Origin of the sequence: Pseudomonas brassicacearum (assembly GCF_003732265.1) — a bacterium.
GTDB lineage: Bacteria > Pseudomonadota > Gammaproteobacteria > Pseudomonadales > Pseudomonadaceae > Aquipseudomonas > Aquipseudomonas brassicacearum_D.
The window spans coordinates 50681-69198 of the sequence record NZ_MOBK01000011.1; the positions used below are offsets into that span (position 1 = coordinate 50681).

At 59.8% G+C, this 18518-nt stretch carries 17 protein-coding genes; 8 read left to right on the plus strand and 9 right to left on the minus strand.

The window, feature by feature from the left end; all coding sequences use genetic code 11:
• Nucleotides 1-21: 21 nt before the first annotated feature.
• Nucleotides 22-3666: a hypothetical protein gene (locus BK660_RS25470; protein WP_123435633.1), complete on the plus strand. Its 3645-nt coding sequence runs from the start codon at nucleotides 22-24 to the stop codon at nucleotides 3664-3666.
• 17 nt (nucleotides 3667-3683) lie between these two features.
• On the opposite strand, the gene BK660_RS25475 is transcribed toward BK660_RS25470, so the two are convergent.
• The 5 genes from BK660_RS25475 to BK660_RS25495 form a co-directional block, all read right to left on the minus strand.
• Entirely contained in the window at nucleotides 3684-4271 is a 588-nt protein-coding gene (locus BK660_RS25475; protein WP_123435634.1) for a LysE family translocator, read from the minus strand.
• 95 nt (nucleotides 4272-4366) lie between these two features.
• Nucleotides 4367-5875: a tripartite tricarboxylate transporter permease gene (locus tag BK660_RS25480; RefSeq protein WP_123435635.1), complete on the minus strand. Its 1509-nt coding sequence runs from the start codon at nucleotides 5873-5875 to the stop codon at nucleotides 4367-4369.
• Between the two features lie 24 nt (nucleotides 5876-5899).
• Nucleotides 5900-6394, minus strand: a complete 495-nt coding sequence (locus BK660_RS25485) for a tripartite tricarboxylate transporter TctB family protein (RefSeq protein WP_123435636.1) — start codon at nucleotides 6392-6394, stop codon at nucleotides 5900-5902.
• Nucleotide 6395: 1 nt separating this feature from the next.
• Nucleotides 6396-7364 (minus strand): tripartite tricarboxylate transporter substrate binding protein, encoded by a 969-nt coding sequence (locus BK660_RS25490; protein ID WP_123435637.1) that lies wholly within the window; start codon nucleotides 7362-7364, stop codon nucleotides 6396-6398.
• A gap of 151 nt (nucleotides 7365-7515) precedes the next feature.
• Complete coding sequence (locus BK660_RS25495; protein WP_123435638.1) at nucleotides 7516-8847, minus strand: aminotransferase-like domain-containing protein; 1332 nt, start codon at nucleotides 8845-8847, stop codon at nucleotides 7516-7518.
• Between the two features lie 87 nt (nucleotides 8848-8934).
• Between BK660_RS25495 and BK660_RS25500 the strand changes: the two genes are divergently transcribed.
• The 4 genes from BK660_RS25500 to BK660_RS25515 all read left to right on the plus strand — a co-directional run bounded on the left by BK660_RS25500 (nucleotide 8935) and on the right by BK660_RS25515 (nucleotide 12138).
• Nucleotides 8935-9831, plus strand: coding sequence for a DMT family transporter (locus tag BK660_RS25500; RefSeq protein ID WP_123435639.1), 897 nt, complete (start codon nucleotides 8935-8937; stop codon nucleotides 9829-9831).
• Nucleotides 9832-9921: 90 nt separating this feature from the next.
• Nucleotides 9922-10542, plus strand: a complete 621-nt coding sequence (locus tag BK660_RS25505) for a LysE family translocator (RefSeq protein ID WP_123435640.1) — start codon at nucleotides 9922-9924, stop codon at nucleotides 10540-10542.
• 169 nt (nucleotides 10543-10711) lie between these two features.
• A complete protein-coding gene (tspO, locus tag BK660_RS25510; protein WP_123435641.1) occupies nucleotides 10712-11152 on the plus strand; it encodes a tryptophan-rich sensory protein TspO in 441 nt (146 codons plus the stop codon).
• Nucleotides 11152-12138, plus strand: coding sequence for an alpha/beta hydrolase fold domain-containing protein (locus tag BK660_RS25515; protein WP_123435642.1), 987 nt, complete (start codon nucleotides 11152-11154; stop codon nucleotides 12136-12138). Before tspO ends, BK660_RS25515 begins: the two co-directional genes overlap by 1 nt.
• Nucleotides 12139-12184: 46 nt before the next feature.
• Here BK660_RS25515 and BK660_RS25520 read toward each other — a convergent pair whose 3' ends face one another.
• Complete coding sequence (locus BK660_RS25520; RefSeq protein ID WP_123435643.1) at nucleotides 12185-12577, minus strand: DUF6124 family protein; 393 nt, start codon at nucleotides 12575-12577, stop codon at nucleotides 12185-12187.
• 492 nt (nucleotides 12578-13069) lie between these two features.
• Nucleotides 13070-13489 carry a VOC family protein gene (locus BK660_RS25525; protein ID WP_123435644.1) on the minus strand — a complete coding sequence of 140 codons (420 nt, stop codon included), beginning with the start codon at nucleotides 13487-13489 and terminating at the stop codon, nucleotides 13070-13072.
• Between the two features lie 118 nt (nucleotides 13490-13607).
• Here BK660_RS25525 and BK660_RS25530 point away from each other — a divergent pair, with 118 nt between their 5' ends.
• Genes BK660_RS25530 through BK660_RS25540 form a run of 3 tightly spaced genes read left to right on the plus strand, consistent with a single transcriptional unit; the run spans nucleotide 13608 to nucleotide 16148 of the window.
• The gene (locus BK660_RS25530; RefSeq protein ID WP_123435645.1) at nucleotides 13608-14690 is read left to right on the plus strand and encodes a bifunctional transcriptional activator/DNA repair enzyme AdaA; all 1083 of its coding nucleotides are present in this window, start codon (nucleotides 13608-13610) and stop codon (nucleotides 14688-14690) included.
• 31 nt (nucleotides 14691-14721) lie between these two features.
• Entirely contained in the window at nucleotides 14722-15525 is an 804-nt protein-coding gene (locus BK660_RS25535; RefSeq protein WP_123435646.1) for an isocitrate lyase/PEP mutase family protein, read from the plus strand.
• A 5-nt stretch (nucleotides 15526-15530) separates the two neighbouring features.
• On the plus strand, nucleotides 15531-16148 hold the full coding sequence (locus BK660_RS25540; protein WP_123435855.1) for a DNA-3-methyladenine glycosylase family protein: 618 nt from the start codon (nucleotides 15531-15533) through the stop codon (nucleotides 16146-16148).
• Between the two features lie 132 nt (nucleotides 16149-16280).
• Here BK660_RS25540 and BK660_RS25545 read toward each other — a convergent pair whose 3' ends face one another.
• Both BK660_RS25545 and aguA read right to left on the minus strand, forming a co-directional pair.
• On the minus strand, nucleotides 16281-17378 hold the full coding sequence (locus BK660_RS25545) for an extracellular solute-binding protein (protein WP_123435647.1): 1098 nt from the start codon (nucleotides 17376-17378) through the stop codon (nucleotides 16281-16283).
• Nucleotides 17379-17380: 2 nt separating this feature from the next.
• Nucleotides 17381-18505: an agmatine deiminase gene (gene aguA, locus BK660_RS25550; protein ID WP_123435648.1), complete on the minus strand. Its 1125-nt coding sequence runs from the start codon at nucleotides 18503-18505 to the stop codon at nucleotides 17381-17383.
• Nucleotides 18506-18518: the final 13 nt, after the last annotated feature.

Below are 18518 nucleotides of genomic sequence, written 5' to 3' on the forward strand. Positions count from 1 at the left end.
ATCAGAAGATGGAACTTCTTTTTGAGCAATTCATATAACAACCTTTTTAACTCCAACAACCAACAAGAGAAACAATCAATTACCGAGGTTATTGCCAACTTCCTCAGTGATGCAGACGTCATGGAAACCATCGGTTGGTCGTGGGACCGCTTATCGGTCACACGCATGACAAACTCTCATCTGGATAACTTGCATCGCCCTGCCGCCATATGCCTATCGAGGCTTATTCGTCACCCCGACTTTTTAAAGATTCGCGCTGAACGGTCCATCCCCCCGACAAGTTCTTTTCAAGTCGATGAGTCGGGTCATCTCTATTACACCCATGAGAACATCAGCAGCCGCACCGTCGAAACCGACGTTATCACCGTCGGCTACTTCTCTGCCCGCACAGACATCACTCACTATGTCGCCGGTCTTGAATCGTTCGAAGAAGACCTTCAACTGTTGGCGAGTATGGCCAGGTTGACCGGTGGGTGGGTGACCGCCACCGAGAAAATGGCGGTCAGTCAGTGGTTAAACATTCACGGCTTGCCACTGCCTGGCACCGTAGAAAGCGCCAAAGAGCTGATCGACTTGATCAATCACTCGACACTGCCAGACAGCCCTGCTTATGAAAATTACTGGCAACTACTGGATTCACCGGAAGACTCTCCGTTCAATCTCACGGAAGAAAACCGTGCACTCATTCGCCAGGTCTCCGAGGCGCAAACCGCAGGCGAAGTTTCTCTGGTTGCCCTGCTTGGCGATTCGCTGAGACTCGAAAGCGGTTCCTCCGATGGATTGCCCACCAGCCAAAGTTACCGAATGGCGCGGCTGATCGACATTGCCGTGCGGGCCTCCGACAATGGGCAAGCGTACATCGATGCCTTGGGATGGTTCGCCGATGAGACGGGCCTCAAACCCGCAGAGCCGTTTATTGAGCAACTGGTCATCGCGGCGATACTGCTTGACCTGGACCCCGCTGCTGATCGGGCCAATACCACATTTGCCGGCTTCGACCTCTATTCCAAACGATACTTGCTGGCCAGTCCGGCCGACGTTCGCACGCAACTTGAACAGCATTTGGTTTCTACATTCAAACTGCATGAACTCTTTTCGCCGCTGGTGGCAGAGCTGATCCTGGGAGGCATGGCACCGGAATATCTGGTCCATGATCTGCCGCCCGAATTACACCTTGGAACGCCCGGCTGGGTTGTATTCACCCAAGCCGTGCACTTTGCCGAATCGATTGTTCACGGCGTTTCTCGAAGCATGACGTATCAGCAGTTGCTCGGGTTTGGCCGGGTATCGGAATTGAGCCCGGCTGTAAAAAACCTGTCGACGACGGTATCGGTCGATCCGGTCATCACCTGGGCCTTGATGAACAGGCTTGTCTCCCGGGACGCCGAAGGCAACCTGAGCACGGATGCTGTGACCCTGGCCATGGATGAATATCAACAGCACATCGATATGATCAACAGCGCCGTGAATCAACTGGGCAAGCCATTACCCCATCGCAAGGCACTTGCGTTGAAAGAGTTGAAATCCTGGGAATCGGACTGCGACCCTGAAGAATTGTTGGTCAAACATCGCGGTACCGGTGGAGGGGCGGGAAGAAAGGTGTCGGTGATAGACCTTTATATGGGGGACGAACTTCATACTGAGGAATGGGACCGGATCTCAGGAGAAAGTGTTTACAAGTCTTTCCCTCACCTGGTCCGCATGCCTCCCGTTGCCGAACTGTACGAGCCGGTCTTTGACGACCATATCGATATGATGACCCACGGGTTATCTGCCTCGATCAACATTGCATTTTCGCAACTTCGCCCCCTGGACAGGCAGTTCATCGAAGAAGGGCATTTGGCTATTTACCAGGTTTATTCGTGGGGACCGGCCGGACTTGACGGCGTCGTTCCATTGGGCGAAAAACACCCGTATGGAACCTTCATCTATGCACGAAAAGATTCGCAACTTCGTTGTTATGAACTTTTCCCACTCAGAATGGAATGTGTTTTAAACAAGGAACTTGTCGAACATTATCGATTGAATCCCTTCAACACTGACGACGCCGACTATCCGGAAAAACGAGTATTCATGGATTACCCCATCGACGCTCGTGCTTACTTCAAGAACTTGCCAGCCCGTAGCGGCCAGAATTCTCAGGTTGTCTTCCACAAACTCGGCGAGTTCAATGTACCTTCTGACAATACCGACACTACTTCGCCGAACCGCTACTTCCGCTCCCAGCGGAAAAATGAAATCAGCGATTTTATTGCCAAGCAGAACCCGTACTTCAACAAAGCCGCCTTGAAAACGTTGAGCCTTGACGAGACAGCACGCGAAAAAGCAATTGCCAGTACCGATGCCGCATTTAACGTCATTTTGAACCTGATCATTCCGTTCAAAGGCTGCATTGAGGACCTGTCCTCAGGTGTTCCCTCCAGACAACGTAGCGCGATACTGGGGTGCGTCATCGACGCCGCAGCGCTGGTCATGTCCTTCGCGATTATCGGCGTCAAAGTCGTCGCGATCAGTGCAAAAGCCTCGACCCTGGTGTCGAAACTGTTGTCTGCGTCCAAAGTTGTGGCCGGTACCGCCGCCAGTCTGGTCAATCCGGTCAGCGGTGCATCACATCTGCTCAAGGGGGGCGCCAAGCTACTCGGCCGGGGCGTAGCAAAACTAAGCGGCAGCGGCCTCTCCGCGTCACACGCTGCCAGACAGCAACTGCGTTATATAACCGGTGCCAACAACTATAACTTGATCAAGGCCGTCGACCATACCGGTGTCGGGCCCCGGCTTCGCATGTCGCTGGACACGGTTGCCCATGGGCGTGCGCTGTTCAAGGACGACAGCATTCAGACGGTCGAACAGATTGTCGCCCGTCTGGGGGACAAGAACATTCGATTGCCCGAGGGTGCGACCCACCTTGAACTTGAGCATCTGTTCAATAAAGCGGTCATCGAATCGGCGATCCCATTCAAGCAAGCGCAGGATCTGGAGGCATTGATCGGCCGAACGGCGGTCGATGACCTGTTCGCCGCAGTCCTGGACAAATCGCAATATGGCTACACCACCGCACGGTCCGCATCGGGTGCCCAAGGGTATGCCGACACGCTGGCCACCTATGCCCAGTTCGAAGCAAAAAACGTCAATTACATGAAGGGCTACCAGCAAAACGTGCTGATACAGGATCTGGGCAAGGCGCCGTTTAACCAGGCCATGCCGGAAGCAACGTTCAACCCGAACGGCTTTACGGATAATTCGCGCAGGGCCGGTGCCTGGATTGTCAACGGTTCGACCTCTCCCGGTAATGACGTTGAGAGCATCGTTCAGGTCCTGCGTGACTATGCAGGCAACAACAAACCGCTGACCGATCCGGCGGTGATCAAAGAGGTGCACGCACGGATTGCCCCCGCGACCTCTGACGTCGTGCGCATTGGCGTCAATGACAAGAAGTACGCCAGCAACATCAGTGGCTTCGCCGCAATGGAGCAGCACCTGAAAACGCTGGACACCGGCCATGAGTACTTCGACAAACATTTGCTGGCAACTGTCGTGGGTTTCCACGGTTTGGGCGACGGCAATGGCCGCACAGGTCGCGCGCTGTATGCCATCAGCCAACTGCGAAACAACCGCTTCACTGCGCTGACAAAAAACGAGTTCAGTTTGCTGCACGGCCTCGATTGAGGCGACTTGTCTTGGGGTCAGGAAACCAGCAGATACACGGCACTCGCCCCCAGCAATAGCGCCATGACCCGGTTGAACAAGCGCATTCCTGCCGGATTATTCAAATAACCCTGCAGGAATGTTCCGGCATACACCCAACACCCCACCGACACATAACAGATCACCAAATACACCGCCGCAAACTGCCACACCAACCGCGCCTCGCCGTCCGCGACGAAGGCGCCCATCCCCGCCACGCAGGCCAGCCAGGCTTTCGGGTTGAGCCATTGCATCACCGCGCCGTACAGCATCGACGGCGCCCGGCGCGACTCTTTGGCGTCGATGCGACCATCGTCCGCTGCAAGCTTCCAGGCCATGAACAACAGAAACGCCACGCCCGCCCATTGCACCGCCCGCGTCAGCGCCGGCCACACCTGCAAGACCTCATGCAGCCCCAGCCCCATCAACACCAACAACAAAACGAACCCCAGCGTAGCCCCGGCGACGTGTCGCTGACTGGCGCGAAAGCCAAACTGCGCACCCGAGCTCAACGCCACAATGTTCACCGGCCCCGGCGTGATTGACGCCACCAGTGCAAACGTTGCCATGGAAATCAACAGACTCATCGCACACCTTCTTCAATTCAGGGAACTCAGCGCTCACGGTACTGAGCGCCAAACCCTGCGTATTGAAGAAAACTGCCTATCGCGTTTTGTAGGGCTTAATCGTCCTCATGCAGCTTGATGCCCCGAGCATGGAGCAAATGCGGGACGATCAGCACCAGCAGCGTCAGTGCGAGGAACGACGCGGCAATGGGTTGTGTGAGAAAGGTTGTCCAGTCACCCTCGCTGATGGACAAGGCATTACGCAGCTGCTTTTCAGCCATCGGCCCCAGCAACATACCCACGATGACCGGCGCCACGGGGAAATCAAAACGCCGCATCAGCACTCCGCCCCAGCCGATGCCGAGCATCAGCAAAAGATCGAACGAGGAGTGACGCATGCCGTACACACCGATGGTGGCGAACACCAGGATGCCAGCGTTCAGGTAAGGACGCGGAATCTGCAGCAGCTTGACCCACAACCCCACCAGCGGCAGGTTCAGCACCAGCAGGATGACGTTGCCGATGTACAGCGAGGCGACAAGGGTCCAGACCAGATCCCCCGAGGTCTGGAACAGCATCGGGCCCGGTTGCAGGTTGTAGTTCTGGAACGCGGCCAGCAGGATGGCGGCCGTGGCAGAGGTCGGAATGCCCAGCGTCAGCAGCGGCACCAACGAGCCGGTGGCACTGGCGTTGTTGGCCGCCTCAGGCCCGGCAACGCCTTCAATCGCGCCCTCGCCTTTGCTGCCGGCAAACTCTTTCGGGTATTTGCTCAGTTTGCGTTCGGCCGAATAGGACAGAAATGTCGGAATCTCGGCCCCACCGGCGGGAATCGAACCGAACGGAAAGCCGATCAGCGTGCCGCGCAGCCAGGCCGGAACGGAGCGTTTCCAGTCGGCGCGGGTCATCCACAACGAGGTCAAACGGTGCCGGTTGCTGGCTTCTTCTTTTTGATACAACAAGCTGTATAACGCCTCCCCCACCGCAAACAGCCCCACCGCCACCAGCACCACTTCAATGCCGTCCACCAACTCAGGCACCCCCAGTGTGTAGCGAGCAATGCCCGAGGTCGAATCCAGGCCGATCAAGCCAATGGCCAGGCCCACCCCCAGCGAGGCGAAACCGCGCAGCATCGACGCGCCGAGGACCGCCGACACGGTGGTGAACGACAACACCAGAATCGCAAAATACTCTGCCGGGCCAAATTTCAGCGCCAGCGTGGCAACCACCGGGGCAAACAGGGTCAGCAAAATCGTGGCAATCGTCCCGGCCACAAATGAACCGATGGCCGCCGTGGCAAGCGCCGGCCCGGCCCTGCCGTTGCGGGCCATCAGGTTTCCCTCCAGGGCCGTGACCATGGAGGACGACTCCCCCGGCGTGTTGAGCAAAATGGAAGTCGTCGAGCCGCCAAACTGTGCGCCGTAGTAGATACCGGCAAACATGATCAGCGCCCCGGTAGGATCGACCTTGGCAGTGATCGGCAGCAACAGCGCCACGGTCAGCGCCGGCCCGATGCCGGGCAACACGCCAATCGCCGTGCCGAGCAGACAGCCGATAAAGCCCCACATCAGGTTGATCGGCGACAACGCCGCGGAAAACCCCATCGCCAGACTTGCAAGAATATCCACCGGGTTGATCTCCTTCGGCCCGACTCAGATCCAGGCGTTGACAAGGGGCGGCAGGGAAACCCCGAGCCCGGCGTTGAACAGCCAGTAGATCGGCAGCGTCAGGGCAATGCCGATGGCCAGGTCGCGCAGCGGATGACGACTGCCAAACCCGCGTGCAGCGCAGACAAACAACAGCCCGGCGGCGAGCACGAAGCCGATCAGGTTAATCAGCACCGCCACGCCCACCAGTCCCGCCGTGACCCACGCCGCACCCCGTTTGCCGCCGGGCAGCGCTTTGGCCGATTCATCGTCGTGATCCGCCAGCTCGCGAAAACCACCGGTAACGGCCTGATAACTCAGCAGCAACCCAACGACGCCAAGGAACACCGCCAACCCGTAGGGATAGACATGCGCGCCCAAAATGACGAAACCCATCTCGGGCGGAAACCGGAAGGCACCGACCGCCAGAACGGCGCTGATGGCGATCAGGCCAAGGCCGATCGCCAACTGTGGCGGCACAATGTTGCGCGGGCCGGCCATGTCAATTCAGCAGCCCGACGTTGACCAGCATCGCGTGCAACCGCACGTGTTCTTCGGCGACAAACTTGCCGAACTCATCGCCGGTCAACACGCTCGGCGACCATGCGTTGGTCTGGATGTTGTCCTTCCAGGATTGGCTGTTGGAAGCCGCGACAACGGCGTCGGTCAGTTCTTTACGCTGCTCCGGGCTCAGGCCCGCCGCGCCGTACACACCGCGCCAGTTGCCGATGATCACGTCGTAACCTTTCTCTTTGAGGGTCGGTGCATCAATGCCGGGAACGCGCTCCGGCGCGCCGATGGCGAGCACGCGGAACTGGCCGTTCTTGATGTATTGACCCAGTTCGGCATAACCGCCGGTGATCACTTTGATCTGCCCGCCCAACGCCTGAGCAACCACTTCACCGCCACCGGCGAAAGCGACGTAGTTGACCTTGCTCACCGGGATGTCCATTTTGCCGGCCAGTTCGGCGATGCCGATGTGATCGACCGAGCCTTTGGAGCCGCCGCCCCACGTGATGCTGGTCGGTTTTTCCTTGAAGGCCTTGAGCAAGTCTTCCAGGGTTTTGAACTCGGACTCTTTGCGCACTGCAATCACGTTGTACTCCGTGAACAACCGGGCAATCGGTGTCACGTCCTTCAAGGTGATTTGCGGTTTGTTCTGTTCAATGCCCGCGACCATGATCGCGCCCACCACCAGCAACGCATCGCGATCACCCTTGGTGCTGTTGGCAAACTGCGCAAGCCCCAGTGTTCCGCCAGCCCCGCCCTTGTTTTCGAAGGTGGCGGATTTAGCGACTTTGGCCTCGATCATGGCTTTGCCCAGTTCGCGGGCGGTCTGGTCATAACCGCCTCCGACCGAACCCGGGGCCATGAACTTGACCGTATCCAGCGCCATGGCGGGTGTCGAGAGTGCGACAGCGGTGATCGCCACGGCGGCGGCGTAGTTGAAACGACGGAACAAAGCGAACATGAGCGGTCTCCTGATCTCGTTTTTGTCGGTGCCGGTTGAATCGCGCTCAGGAGCAACCCCTGCTCACTGAACATGTGTCTGTGAACAAGCGTAGGTCATGGTTTTGATTGAGGGCGTGTTGTTGTCCAGATCGCCCGATGCCTCGGACTTATTACGTATGCGCCTCCACTACCCACTTCACTTTCAGCAGCGCTTGTCGAAGCGTGTCCATGTCCACCGAGCCCAGCGCCAACCGCAGGGCGTGAGGCACATGGAGTGACGTCGCAAAGGGTTCGGCGGTGGACACCGAGACCTGCTCGCGCATCAGCGCTACGGCGATCTGGTCCGCCCGTGCATCTTCCGACAACGGTAGCCACAGAAAGTAGGACGACGTATGGCGGATCACGGCAAGTCCGCTCAGCGCCTCATCGGCCAGCTTCTGTCGCGCCTGTGCGTCTTCGCGCTTTTGCGCTTCGAGCCGGGTGACGGTGCCATCCTCGAGCCAGCCGCAGGCGATGGCCGTCATGACGCCCGGGGTGTTCCAGGTGGTCGCCCTGATCGTACGTTCGAGTTCGGCGACGTTTTGCTTCGGGGCCGCAATGAAACCAACACGCAGGCCGGTGGCGACGTTCTTGGAGAACCCGGACACGTAAATCGTCCGCTCCGGCGCCAGCTCAGCGATGGGCGGCGGCGCGTCTTCGGCGAGAAACGCATAGGCCGCGTCCTCGATGATGTGCAGGTCGTGCTTGCGCGCAATCGACACCAGGAGTTCGCGCTGGTCAGCCGGCATCACCCAGCCCATCGGGTTATGCAGGGTCGGCATGGTGTACACGGCCCGCACCGTCCGGCGGCGGCACAGGTCGTTCAGCGCCTGCAGATCCGGGCCGTGCTCCGTGACGGGAATGGGCACGATTTCAAGGTGCAGCGTGGCGGCCAGCACTTTGAAACCCGAGTAGGTCAGCGCGTCCGCCGCGATCACGTCACCGGGTCGCAGCAGCGCCATCAGCGTCACCGCCAGACCATGTTGAGCGCCGCTGACAATCAACACGCTGTCGGCGTCGACCGTCAGGCCTCGGCTGCGCAAATGTCGGGCGATGGAGGCGCGCTCATGCGCACGCCCGCAATGGGGCTGGTAGCGCAGGTGCGATTCCAGGTCGCCGGATAACGCGAGTTGGCGCAAGGCATTGCGCAACAGGTCGGCCTGCCCCGGCAGCGCGGGATAGTTGAAGTTGAGGTCGATCACTCCCGGCGCAACATCCGGCTGATCGATGCCGTGGCTGGGCGGCAACGACGTCTCCCGGACAAAGGTCCCGCGCCCGGTTTCACCACTGACCAGCCCCATCGCTTCCAGCTCGGCGTACACCCGGCTGGCCGTGACCAGCGCCAGGCCTTCGCTGGCGGCCAACTGACGGTGCGTCGGCAAGCGTGTGCCGGGCAGCAAGCGCCCCGAGTGAATATCAGCGGCCAAAGTGTCCACCAGGGACTTGTAACGGGAGCGAGGCATCGTGGGATGTATCCATGACAATTTTTTGATTGTTCTTAATCCTGGCTCATAGGATGCCTTTCACGCAACCTGACACGGAGACGCCACATGGAAAGGACCTCAACGCTCAACAGACCGACGCTGGACAAGCACGCCAGCGGGCTGATCAATGGCTTCATCGGTGTGCTGATCTTCAGCGGCTCACTGCCCGCCACCCGCGTGGCCGTGCTCGAATTCGACCCGGTGTTCCTGACCGTCGCCCGGGCCACCATCGCCGGCGTGTTGGCGCTGTGCATGTTGTGGCTGTTCAAGGAAAAGCGCCCGGCGCGCAGTCAATTGCTGCCGTTGGTCATTGTGGCGTTGGGGGTTGTGGTCGGCTTTCCGCTGCTGACGGCGCTGGCGTTGCAATACGTGACGTCGGCGCATTCCATCGTCTTCGTCGGCCTGTTGCCGCTCGCCACCGCGGTCTTCGGTGTGTTGCGCGGTGGCGAACGTCCACGGCCGGCGTTCTGGTTTTTTTCGGTGCTGGGCAGTTTGCTGGTGATCGGCTTCGCCGTTTCCCAGGGCCTGACCGCGTCGCCTGTCGGTGATGTGCTGATGCTGTTGGCGATTCTGGCCTGTGGCCTGGGCTACGCCGAAGGCGCCAAGCTCTCCAGAACACTGGGCGGCTGGCAGGTGATTTGCTGGGCCCTGGTGTTGTCGCTACCGCTGATGGCCGCGCTGACGGTGTGGCGGATGCCCGTTTCATTGTCCGGGATCACGATGCCGGCCTGGTTGAGCCTGGCGTATGTGTCGCTGTTCAGCATGCTGATCGGTTTCGTGTTCTGGTATCGCGGATTGGCGCAGGGCGGGATTGCGGCGGTGGGACAACTGCAACTGCTGCAGCCGTTTTTCGGCCTGGCGCTGGCGGCGACATTGCTGCACGAACAGGTCAGCCTCGGCATGCTCGGGGTCACCGTGGCGGTAATCGTATGCGTAGCGGGCGCGAGAAAGTTCGCCAAATAAAAGTGTACTGCGGCTTGCGCTCATGGCTGTACGGGGCGAGCCGCACGCCCTCCATGATAAAAATGGCGTTCTCGTTGCCGGAGACTCGCCATGGACCTCGCTACCCTCACTCTTTTTCTGCCCGCCTGCTTTGCCCTGAACATGGCGCCTGGGCCGAATAACCTGCTGTCGGTCAGCAACTCGACGCGTTACGGCTATCGCACTTCCTGCGTGGCCGGGATCGGCCGGTTGCTGGCGTTCGCCGGCATGATCGCCCTCGCCTCCGCCGGGTTGGCCGTGGTGCTGCAAACCTCCGAAATGCTGTTCTACGGGATCAAGATCGTCGGCGCGGCGTACCTGTTTTACCTCGCCTGGCAATTGTGGCGCGCCGACCCTGGCGCCGAGCGCGCTGACACCCGGCTCCCCGTCGGTGTGCTGGCCTTGGCGCGGCAGGAGTTTCTGGTGGCGGCCGGCAACCCCAAAGCCATTTTGATCTTCACCGCATTCCTGCCGCAGTTTGTCGACCCGACCCGCGCGGTGACGCCGCAATTCGCGTTGCTGGGGGCGTTGTTTTTGATACTGGAATGGATTGCCATCAGTGCGTACGCCTACATGGGTTTGCACATGCGTCGCTGGTTCGCTGAGCCGCGTGGCAAGCGGATGTTTAACCGTTGCTGCGCGGGGTTGTTGTCGGCGGCGGCCTCGGTGTTGTTGATGGCGAAGCGAGCGTGATCAACCGGGGGACGATGGTTCTTTAAGCACGACATCGTCCCCTTCCCGCCTTTGCATCTGAGAAATGTTATTCCCCCATCCAAACTTTTCGCTTCGCTGGGCGTCATCTCTTTAACGCTGCCGACATGGCCTAGCAACCCCGACAAATGACCTCAGCCAAGGATCGCCGATGACCTTTCTCGTTTTTCTTCTCGCCTGCGGTGCAGCCGCAAGCACAGGCTTCTTTTTCAAACCGGGCCAGTGGTACGAATCGCTGGTCAAACCCGGCTTCACCCCACCCAACTGGGTGTTCCCCGTCGCTTGGTCGACGATCTACCTTTTGCTCGCGTGGGCCGGGTACCGGTTGACCCTGATACCTGGAAGCCAGGAGGTGCTGGCGTTATGGGCGGCGCAGATCGCGCTGAATACGCTGTGGACGCCGGTATTCTTCGGCGCTCAGCGCATTTTCGCCGGCATGGTGATCCTGACGCTGCTCTGGCTAGTAGTCGCGGTGATGGTGGTGATGGCGTTGCGACTGGATGTGATCACTGGCTTGATTCTGCTGCCTTACCTTGCGTGGCTTTGCGTGGCCGCTGCGTTGAATTTTTCCATCTTGCGCAATAACCGCTGATGATGAATGCCAACGAGGGGATCAAATCCCCATGGCCTGCTGACGAGCGAGAGTTGGCACAGGTGCGCGATTTCAACAAGAAGCTCGCCTGGTTGCCGCGCTTTCGAATCCGCAATCGCCTAATGCCTCGATTGATCCAGGCCTTGCTGCGTGCCAGTCAAATTGGCGGCGCAGGTAAATTGCTCAAGCACGAGCTCAAGGCTGAGAGAAAGGTGGTGAGCGTGGGCGGCGCTTCAGTGCCCGTTCGGATCATCCGGCCCAGAGGTGAATCAAAGGGCGTCGTGCTGGATTTTCATGGCGGTGGCTGGGTCATCGGCAATGCGCAGATGGATGACAACTTCAACGTTGCCATGGTGAAGACGTGCAACGTCACGGTCGTATCGGTCGATTACCGGCTTGCCTTATCGACACCGATTGAGGGTGTGATGGAGGATTGTCTGTGTGCCGCGCGCTGGTTACTGAGTGACAGCTGTGAAGAGTCTGCTGGCTTGCCCGTGATCGTCGTCGGTGAATCGGCCGGGGCGCATCTTGCTGCGGCGACGTTGCTGGCGCTGTCACCCGACTTGCTCCAACGGGTGAGCGGCGCGTTGTTGTATTACGGTGTCTACGATTTGACGGGAACGGCGAGCGTGCGTGCGGCGCCCCCTGAAACGCTGGTGTTGGACGGCCCCGGCATGGTTGAAGCGTTGCGCAGGTTGACGCCGAACCTGAATGACCAGCAACGCCGGCAGCCCCCCTTGTCACCGTTGTACGGCGACTTTACGGGTTTTCCGCCGGCGCTGATGTTTGCCGGCGAGCTGGATCCCCTGAGAGACGACACACTCGAATTAGCCGAGCGCTGGATGAAATCGGCACCGGTTGAGGTGCATGTGTTGGCGTCATGTCCTCACGGGTTTATTCATTTTCCGACGGCCATGGCAGATAGCGTGCTTGCGTATGGCCGTGAGTGGATAACGGCTCGGATCGATGCGCTGGCAGGCGCCTAGCGGTGTTGGCGAGGAAGCAAGCTCCCCCGCCAACGTAATGCAGCGATTACTTAGGCGGAACGAAGTTATCCAGCATTCGATTCACCGCCAGCTCCCCCAACATGATGACCTGCTGCAACGCCAGGACGTTACTGCGATGAGTCCCCTCTAGCGATGCCGCCACGTTGCTGGCCATGACACTGGCCGACGCCATGTTCTCGCACGTTTGAACCAGCAAGGTTTCATGGTCGACGTCTGGAGCAATCATGTAAATGGTGCTGGGTTTTCGAGGGGTGTTGTTCATGAGCGCCGCCGGGTTGAGATAGAAATTGAGCGCGCGTTCGGCGGCGTCGTGGAGTTTTTTGGGGTCGAGGGTTTCGTACGGGGATACTGAATCGGCGTTTGGCGGATCGGTATCTGGTGAATCGGTGTCTGGTGGGTTAGGTGTTACCTTGAACATAGATGAACTCCAACTTCTAATATTGAGGAGCCATTACCCTCGCTACCAAACGAAGGGGTGGCGGCCATACGTGGGTTGGTAGACCGGTAGAAGCTGGAAACCCGGCGCTCACAATGGAGCCCCACGCATGACCACCATAAAAACAGAGTCCCAAAAAGAGACTACATAAGGTGTTGTCATGCGGCTTCTAGACGGGCTACCAAACCCGATCACTGTTTTTCAGTGACAGGGAGACGATATAGCCCGCCCCGTAGCCGCACAAGCCGGCGGATTCTCTCTGACCCGTAGGTAACGGCGCAAGGTTTTGTAGCCTTCGGGACGTAACACCAAGTGTTTTTAAACACGCGCCATTAAACGTGTGAAGGCTTCCAATAAAATCAAAGAAACGTCCGACATTTTCAGAAATGATCGAATCCTATCGAGTGGCCGGTTTGATGCCTTGAAGTTCGCTTGGCCCCGAATCGAGTTCCTACGTGAGCGGCTAAACGACGCTTAAGGCTGATCAGTCGACGCCCCTTTGAGCTCAACCTGATTGCCATCCGGGTCAAAGCAATACAGCGACAAGCCATAACCCTCAGCACCAAAGCGCGTGGCCGCTTTCTCCGGCGTCAAACCAAAAGACTGCAAGTGGCTGACAAGTGCCACTTCATCAAAGGGTTCGATGCGCAGGCAGACATGGTCAAGGTTACGCCCCTCTGGGCCAGCGGCGGCACCACCCTTGCGCCCCAGCTCCCCGTCCAGGCTGACGAGGTCGATCATGGAAGTCCCGGCGCGCAAATGCACCAGCCCCAAGTGGTCTTGGCGCTTAACCAGTTCAGCGCCGAATACCTGGGCGTAAAACGCGATGCTGCGCTCCAGGTCCTGGACGCGCAGCACGATGTGATCAATGTGTTGAATCGTGAACGGATGCATGAAATCAGTTCCTGAAGGGTTGCATGACCGGTAACCCGGACACTGTAGTCCAGGGCCACAAAAATTCACTGTCGATTTTCCGGTGGAGTCACCGCCCGCAGGGTTTTATGCTCAGGCCATGAACATACAAACCGCATTGCTGCCGCCCCACGCCGAAATGGTTCGCGCCATGCTTGAACGCGACACTGCCTACGAAGGCGTGTTCTTCACGGCCGTGAAAACCACCGGGATCTTCTGCCGCCCCGGCTGTACGGCGCGCTCGCCGAAACCGGAGAACGTCGAGTTCTTTGCCCACGCCGATGAATGCATGGCGGCAGGTTATCGCGCGTGTCTGCGTTGCAAGCCGCTGGACGCTGCGGCCATCGCGCCAGGCTGGGTGCAGACGCTGCTGAAGTCGGTGGACGCCGATCCCGAGCAGCGCTGGACCGACGCCCAGTTGCTGGCCGAGGGCATCGAGCCGCTGAAGTTGCGGCGCTGGTTCAAACAGCATTTCGGCATGACCTTTCACGCTTGGCTGCGCACCCGTCGCCTCGGCATGGCGCTGGGCGGGATCAAACAGGGCGATTCCATCGACAGCGCGGCCTTCGATTCGGGTTATGAATCCCTCAGCGGTTTTCGTGACGCGTTCCAGAAGTCGTTCCACATCACCCCGGGACGAGCCGCACAGAGTGAACCCCTGCTCTTCACCCGGCTGACCACGCCACTGGGGCCGATGATCGCCATGGCCGAGCGTCGCGGGCTGGTGCTGCTGGAATTCCTCGACCGTCCGGCATTGACCCGTGAAGTCGAAGAGCTGCAAAACCGTTACGGCTACGCGGTCGCGCCGGGACACAACGCGCACTTGCAGCAGATCGAGGCCGAACTGGCGCAGTACTTCGCCGGCAAGCTCAGCGAATTCACTGTTGCGCTGCACATGCCCGGCAGCGAGTTCGCCCGGCAGGTCTGGGCTGCACTGGCACACATCCCGTACGGCCAGACCAGCACCTACGGCAGCATCGCCAGGTTGCTGGGCAAGCCCGGCGCCAGTCGCGCGGTGGGCCTGGCCAACGGGCACAACCGGCTGGCCATCGTGGTGCCCTGCCACCGGGTGATCGGTGCAGACGGTTCATTGACCGGCTATGGTGGAGGGCAACCACGCAAGGCGTTTCTGCTCCGGCTGGAAAACGCTGCGATGCAGATGACCCAACAACTGGCGTTCTGATTGCCTCAATCGTCATAAGGAAGGACATTCGATGGACAAGCAATTCCACCAACTGCACCACGAAGGCTTGTTGATCCTCACCAACGTCGCCGATGCCACCGGGGCGCGCATCGTCGAGCAGCTGGGCTGCGAAGCCGTTGCGACCAGCAGCGCGGCGGTGGCCTGGGCCCATGGTTATGCGGACGGCAACGCCCTGCCCCTCGATCGTCTGGTTTCGACCGTCGAGTCCATCGCCCGGGTGATTTCCGTGCCGTTGACCGTGGACGTCGAGGCCGGTTATTCCGTTGACTTGACGCGGGTCGCTCAAGTGATTGAAGCGGTGATTGCGGCCGGGGCGGTCGGGATCAATATCGAGGACGGCGCGTCCCCGCCCGAGTTGTTGGTGCGCAAAATCGAAGTGGCGCGCAAGGTGGCGGATCAGCGCAATGTGCGGCTGTTCATCAATGCGCGCACCGATGTGTACCTCAAGGGATTGGTGCCTGCCGAAGATCGCGTGGCCGAGACCCTCAAGCGTGCCGCGCTGTATCAAGCCGCGGGTGCCGACGGGTTGTTCGCCGCGGGCGTGTCGGCGGAGTACGAAATCGCTGCGCTGTGCCAAGGCACGACGTTGCCGGTGAACGTGCTGGGGCTTGCGAGCCTGCCTTCGCCTGAAGCGCTGAAAGCTCTGGGCGTGCGGCGCTTGAGTGCCGGGTCGGGCATCGCCGAATTCCTGTATGGCGCCATGGCCGGGCTGGCCAAGGGTTTTCTGGACACCGGCAAACTCGACAGCAGTCACCTCAAGGCCTTCACCTACGGTGAAGTCAACGCCCTGCTGAAAACGGCCGGGAACGCTTGACCGCCGTGCCCGATCCCTATCGGCCCGCGACCGAATTTCTGGCGTCCCTTGACGCAGACTGGGCGCGCCACATCGCCGTCGTCGGTCCGTGCCTGCACCAACCGCATGCGGCGCGCGATCCGTATGAGTCGCTGGTGCGGGCGATTGCCTACCAGCAACTGCACGCCAAGGCTGGGGATGCGATTGTCGGGCGCTTGCTGGCGTTGTTTCCGTCAGTGGCGTTTCCACGGCCGGAGCAGATCCTGGCGACCGGGTTTGATCAATTGCGCAGTTGCGGATTTTCGGCGGGTAAGATCGCGACCATTCAGGGGATCGCCCAAGCGACGCTCGATGGCGTGGTGCCCGACTATGCAACGGCGTTGGCCTTGGACGATGAGGTGTTGATCGAGCGTCTGATCACCTTGCGTGGGGTTGGCCGCTGGACGGTTGAGATGTTGCTGATTTACAGCCTTGAGCGGCCGGATATCTTGCCGGCCGATGACTTTGGCGTGCGTGAGGGGTATCGGCGGCTGAAGGGGCTGGAGGTGCAGCCGGCGCGTAAGCAGATGGTGGAGATCGGGTTGGGGTGGAGCCCGTATCGGACGGTGGCGGCGTGGTATTTGTGGCGGGTGCCTACCCGATAGACCGAGTCATCGTTCTTCGCGAGCAAGCCCGCTCCCACATTTGACCGCATTCTTCTGGGAGAACTCGGTTAAATGTGGGAGCGGGCTTGCTCGCGAAGGGGCCGGCAAACTCACCCCATCACTCAGCGCCAATCACAACCCCGACTTCAACCGGCTAAACGCCCGAATCAACGCCCGGTTAAACGCCTTCCCGTTGTCATTCTTGCTATACAACGAAGCCCTCACCTGCGCCGACGGATACGTCCCCGGATCATCACGAATCGCCGGATCGACCAGCCCGTCCGCCGCCGTAATCGCATTGGCGTAGTGAATGGTGTCGGTGATCGGCGCGATCACTTCAGGTGTCATCAGGTAATCCATCAATGCCAGCCCCGCCTCGGGGTGTGGCGCATCCTTGGGAATGACCATGGCGTCAAACCAGATCAACGTGCCTTCCTTGGGTATCCGGTACTTCAGCGTGAACGGTTTCTTCGCCGCCTCGGCCTGCCCCGCCGCGATGGCCACGTTGCCGTTCCACGACATCGCCACGCAGGTGTTGCCGTTGGCCAGGTCGCTGATGTTCAGGTCATTGTCGAAGTAGCGAATGTACGGCCGAATCTTCGCCAATTGCTGCTCGGCCAGTTTCAGGTCATCGAGGCTCTGGCGGTTGATGTCCAGGCCCATGTACTTCATGACCGCCGCGAATACTTCGTTGGGATCGTTGAGCAGGCTGACCCCGCAATCGGCAAATTTCGATACCACTGCCGGGTCGAAGAGCATCGCCCAACTTTCCCGTGGCGCGTCGGGCAGGCGCTGCTTCACCGCTTCTTCCTGGTAACCGACGCCGGTGGTGCCCCAGGCATAAATGCCGGCGTAACGGTTGCCCGGATCGAACACCGCCATGTGCTGGCGGAATTCCTCGCCGACGCCTTGAAAGTGCGGCGTTTGCTTGCGGTCCAGCGTCTGGATCGCACCGCTCTGGATCGCTCGGGACAGATGTTGCCCGGCGGTTAGCACCAGGTCATAGCCGCTGCGACCGGTGAGCAATTTGGTCTCGACGGTTTCCAGTGAATCAAAGTGATCGGCGACCACATGGATGCCGGTTTGCTTCTCGAAATTGCTCAGCGTATCCGGCGCCAGGTACTCGCCCCAGATGTACAGGTTGACCACCGGTTTGGCGGTGTCGGCGGCCTGCACACACAGGGGTGCAAGCACCAGCATTAACGCTTGAGTCAGTTTGTGCAGGCCCATGTTCATACTCCCTTTTTGTGGCTGGCAGGCGCGGCGTACTGGGGCATGGTGATGCAAGCCACGTTGCCGCCGCCGAGGAGTATTTCCCGGGAGTTTTCGATGCCGACGATCTTGTGCTGCGGGAACAACTCGGCGAGGGTCGCCATCGCAGCTTGATCGTTGCGATCGCCAAACAGCGGCACCACGATCGAGGTGTTGCCGGCGTAGTAGTTGATGTACGACGCGCAGATTTGCGTCCCGGCCTGACGGGTGTGCGTGCTGTCTTGCTGATCCAGGCCCTCGGCTTCTTCGGCGGTCCACTCCAGTACGTCGGGTTGCGGCAGTTTGTGCACGATCAGCTCGCGGCCACGGCTGTCGCGGGTGCTGCGCAGGATGTCGTAGGCCTCCTGATAGATTTCCCACTGCGGGTCATCGCGGTTGTCGGTCCATTGCAGCACCACTTCGCCGGGACGCACGAAGCACGCGAGGTCATCGACGTGGCCGTCGGTTTCGTCAAATTTGCAGCCTCGTGGCAGCCAGATGACTTGCTCGGCACCGAGGTAATCGGTCAGGCGCCGCGTGACTTCTTCCTTGCCCAGATGCTGGTTGCGATTGCGGTTGAGCAGGCATTGCTCGGTGGTGAGGATGCTGCCCTGGCCGTCGCTCTGGATGCCGCCCAGTTCGGCGATCAGCGGCGCGCGGTAACGGTCAAAACGTTCGATTTCGAGGATTTTGCTGGCGATCTGATCGTCCTTGTCCCACGGGTAGTACAAACCGCCGTCGAGACCGCCGTAAGCGTTGAATTCAAAGTCGACACCGCGCACTTCACCGCTGTGGTCATTGACCACGAAGCACGGCCCGCTGTCGCGGAACCAGGTGTCGTTGCAGGTCATTTCCACCACGCGCACTTGCGGCGGCAACTGACGGCGGGCGGTGGCGAATTGCGCGGCCGAGGCACAGACCGTGACCGGTTCACTGTGCGAGATCGCGGTGACGATTTGCACCCAGACTTTCTGCGCGGGCTTGGCGCCGTTGCGCCAGACATCGGTGCGCTCCGGCCAGCCGAGCCAGCAACCGGACTTGGTTTCGAATTCGCCGGGCAAGCGGAAACCGTCTTGCTTGGGGGTGGAAACGAGCAAACGTGCCATGGTCAAACCTCGT

Coding starts and splice junctions, on each gene's coding strand:
- BK660_RS25475 (WP_123435634.1), bottom strand. CDS start 4,271: ATGAGTCTGTTGATTTCCATGGCAACGTTTGCACTGGTGGCGTCAATC.
- BK660_RS25485 (WP_123435636.1), bottom strand. CDS start 6,394: ATGGCCGGCCCGCGCAACATTGTGCCGCCACAGTTGGCGATCGGCCTT.
- BK660_RS25490 (WP_123435637.1), bottom strand. CDS start 7,364: ATGTTCGCTTTGTTCCGTCGTTTCAACTACGCCGCCGCCGTGGCGATC.
- BK660_RS25495 (WP_123435638.1), bottom strand. CDS start 8,847: ATGCCTCGCTCCCGTTACAAGTCCCTGGTGGACACTTTGGCCGCTGAT.
- BK660_RS25500 (WP_123435639.1), top strand. CDS start 8,935: ATGGAAAGGACCTCAACGCTCAACAGACCGACGCTGGACAAGCACGCC.
- BK660_RS25505 (WP_123435640.1), top strand. CDS start 9,922: ATGGACCTCGCTACCCTCACTCTTTTTCTGCCCGCCTGCTTTGCCCTG.
- tspO (WP_123435641.1), top strand. CDS start 10,712: ATGACCTTTCTCGTTTTTCTTCTCGCCTGCGGTGCAGCCGCAAGCACA.
- BK660_RS25515 (WP_123435642.1), top strand. CDS start 11,152: ATGATGAATGCCAACGAGGGGATCAAATCCCCATGGCCTGCTGACGAG.
- BK660_RS25520 (WP_123435643.1), bottom strand. CDS start 12,577: ATGTTCAAGGTAACACCTAACCCACCAGACACCGATTCACCAGATACC.
- BK660_RS25525 (WP_123435644.1), bottom strand. CDS start 13,489: ATGCATCCGTTCACGATTCAACACATTGATCACATCGTGCTGCGCGTC.
- BK660_RS25530 (WP_123435645.1), top strand. CDS start 13,608: ATGAACATACAAACCGCATTGCTGCCGCCCCACGCCGAAATGGTTCGC.
- BK660_RS25535 (WP_123435646.1), top strand. CDS start 14,722: ATGGACAAGCAATTCCACCAACTGCACCACGAAGGCTTGTTGATCCTC.
- BK660_RS25545 (WP_123435647.1), bottom strand. CDS start 17,378: ATGGGCCTGCACAAACTGACTCAAGCGTTAATGCTGGTGCTTGCACCC.
- aguA (WP_123435648.1), bottom strand. CDS start 18,505: ATGGCACGTTTGCTCGTTTCCACCCCCAAGCAAGACGGTTTCCGCTTG.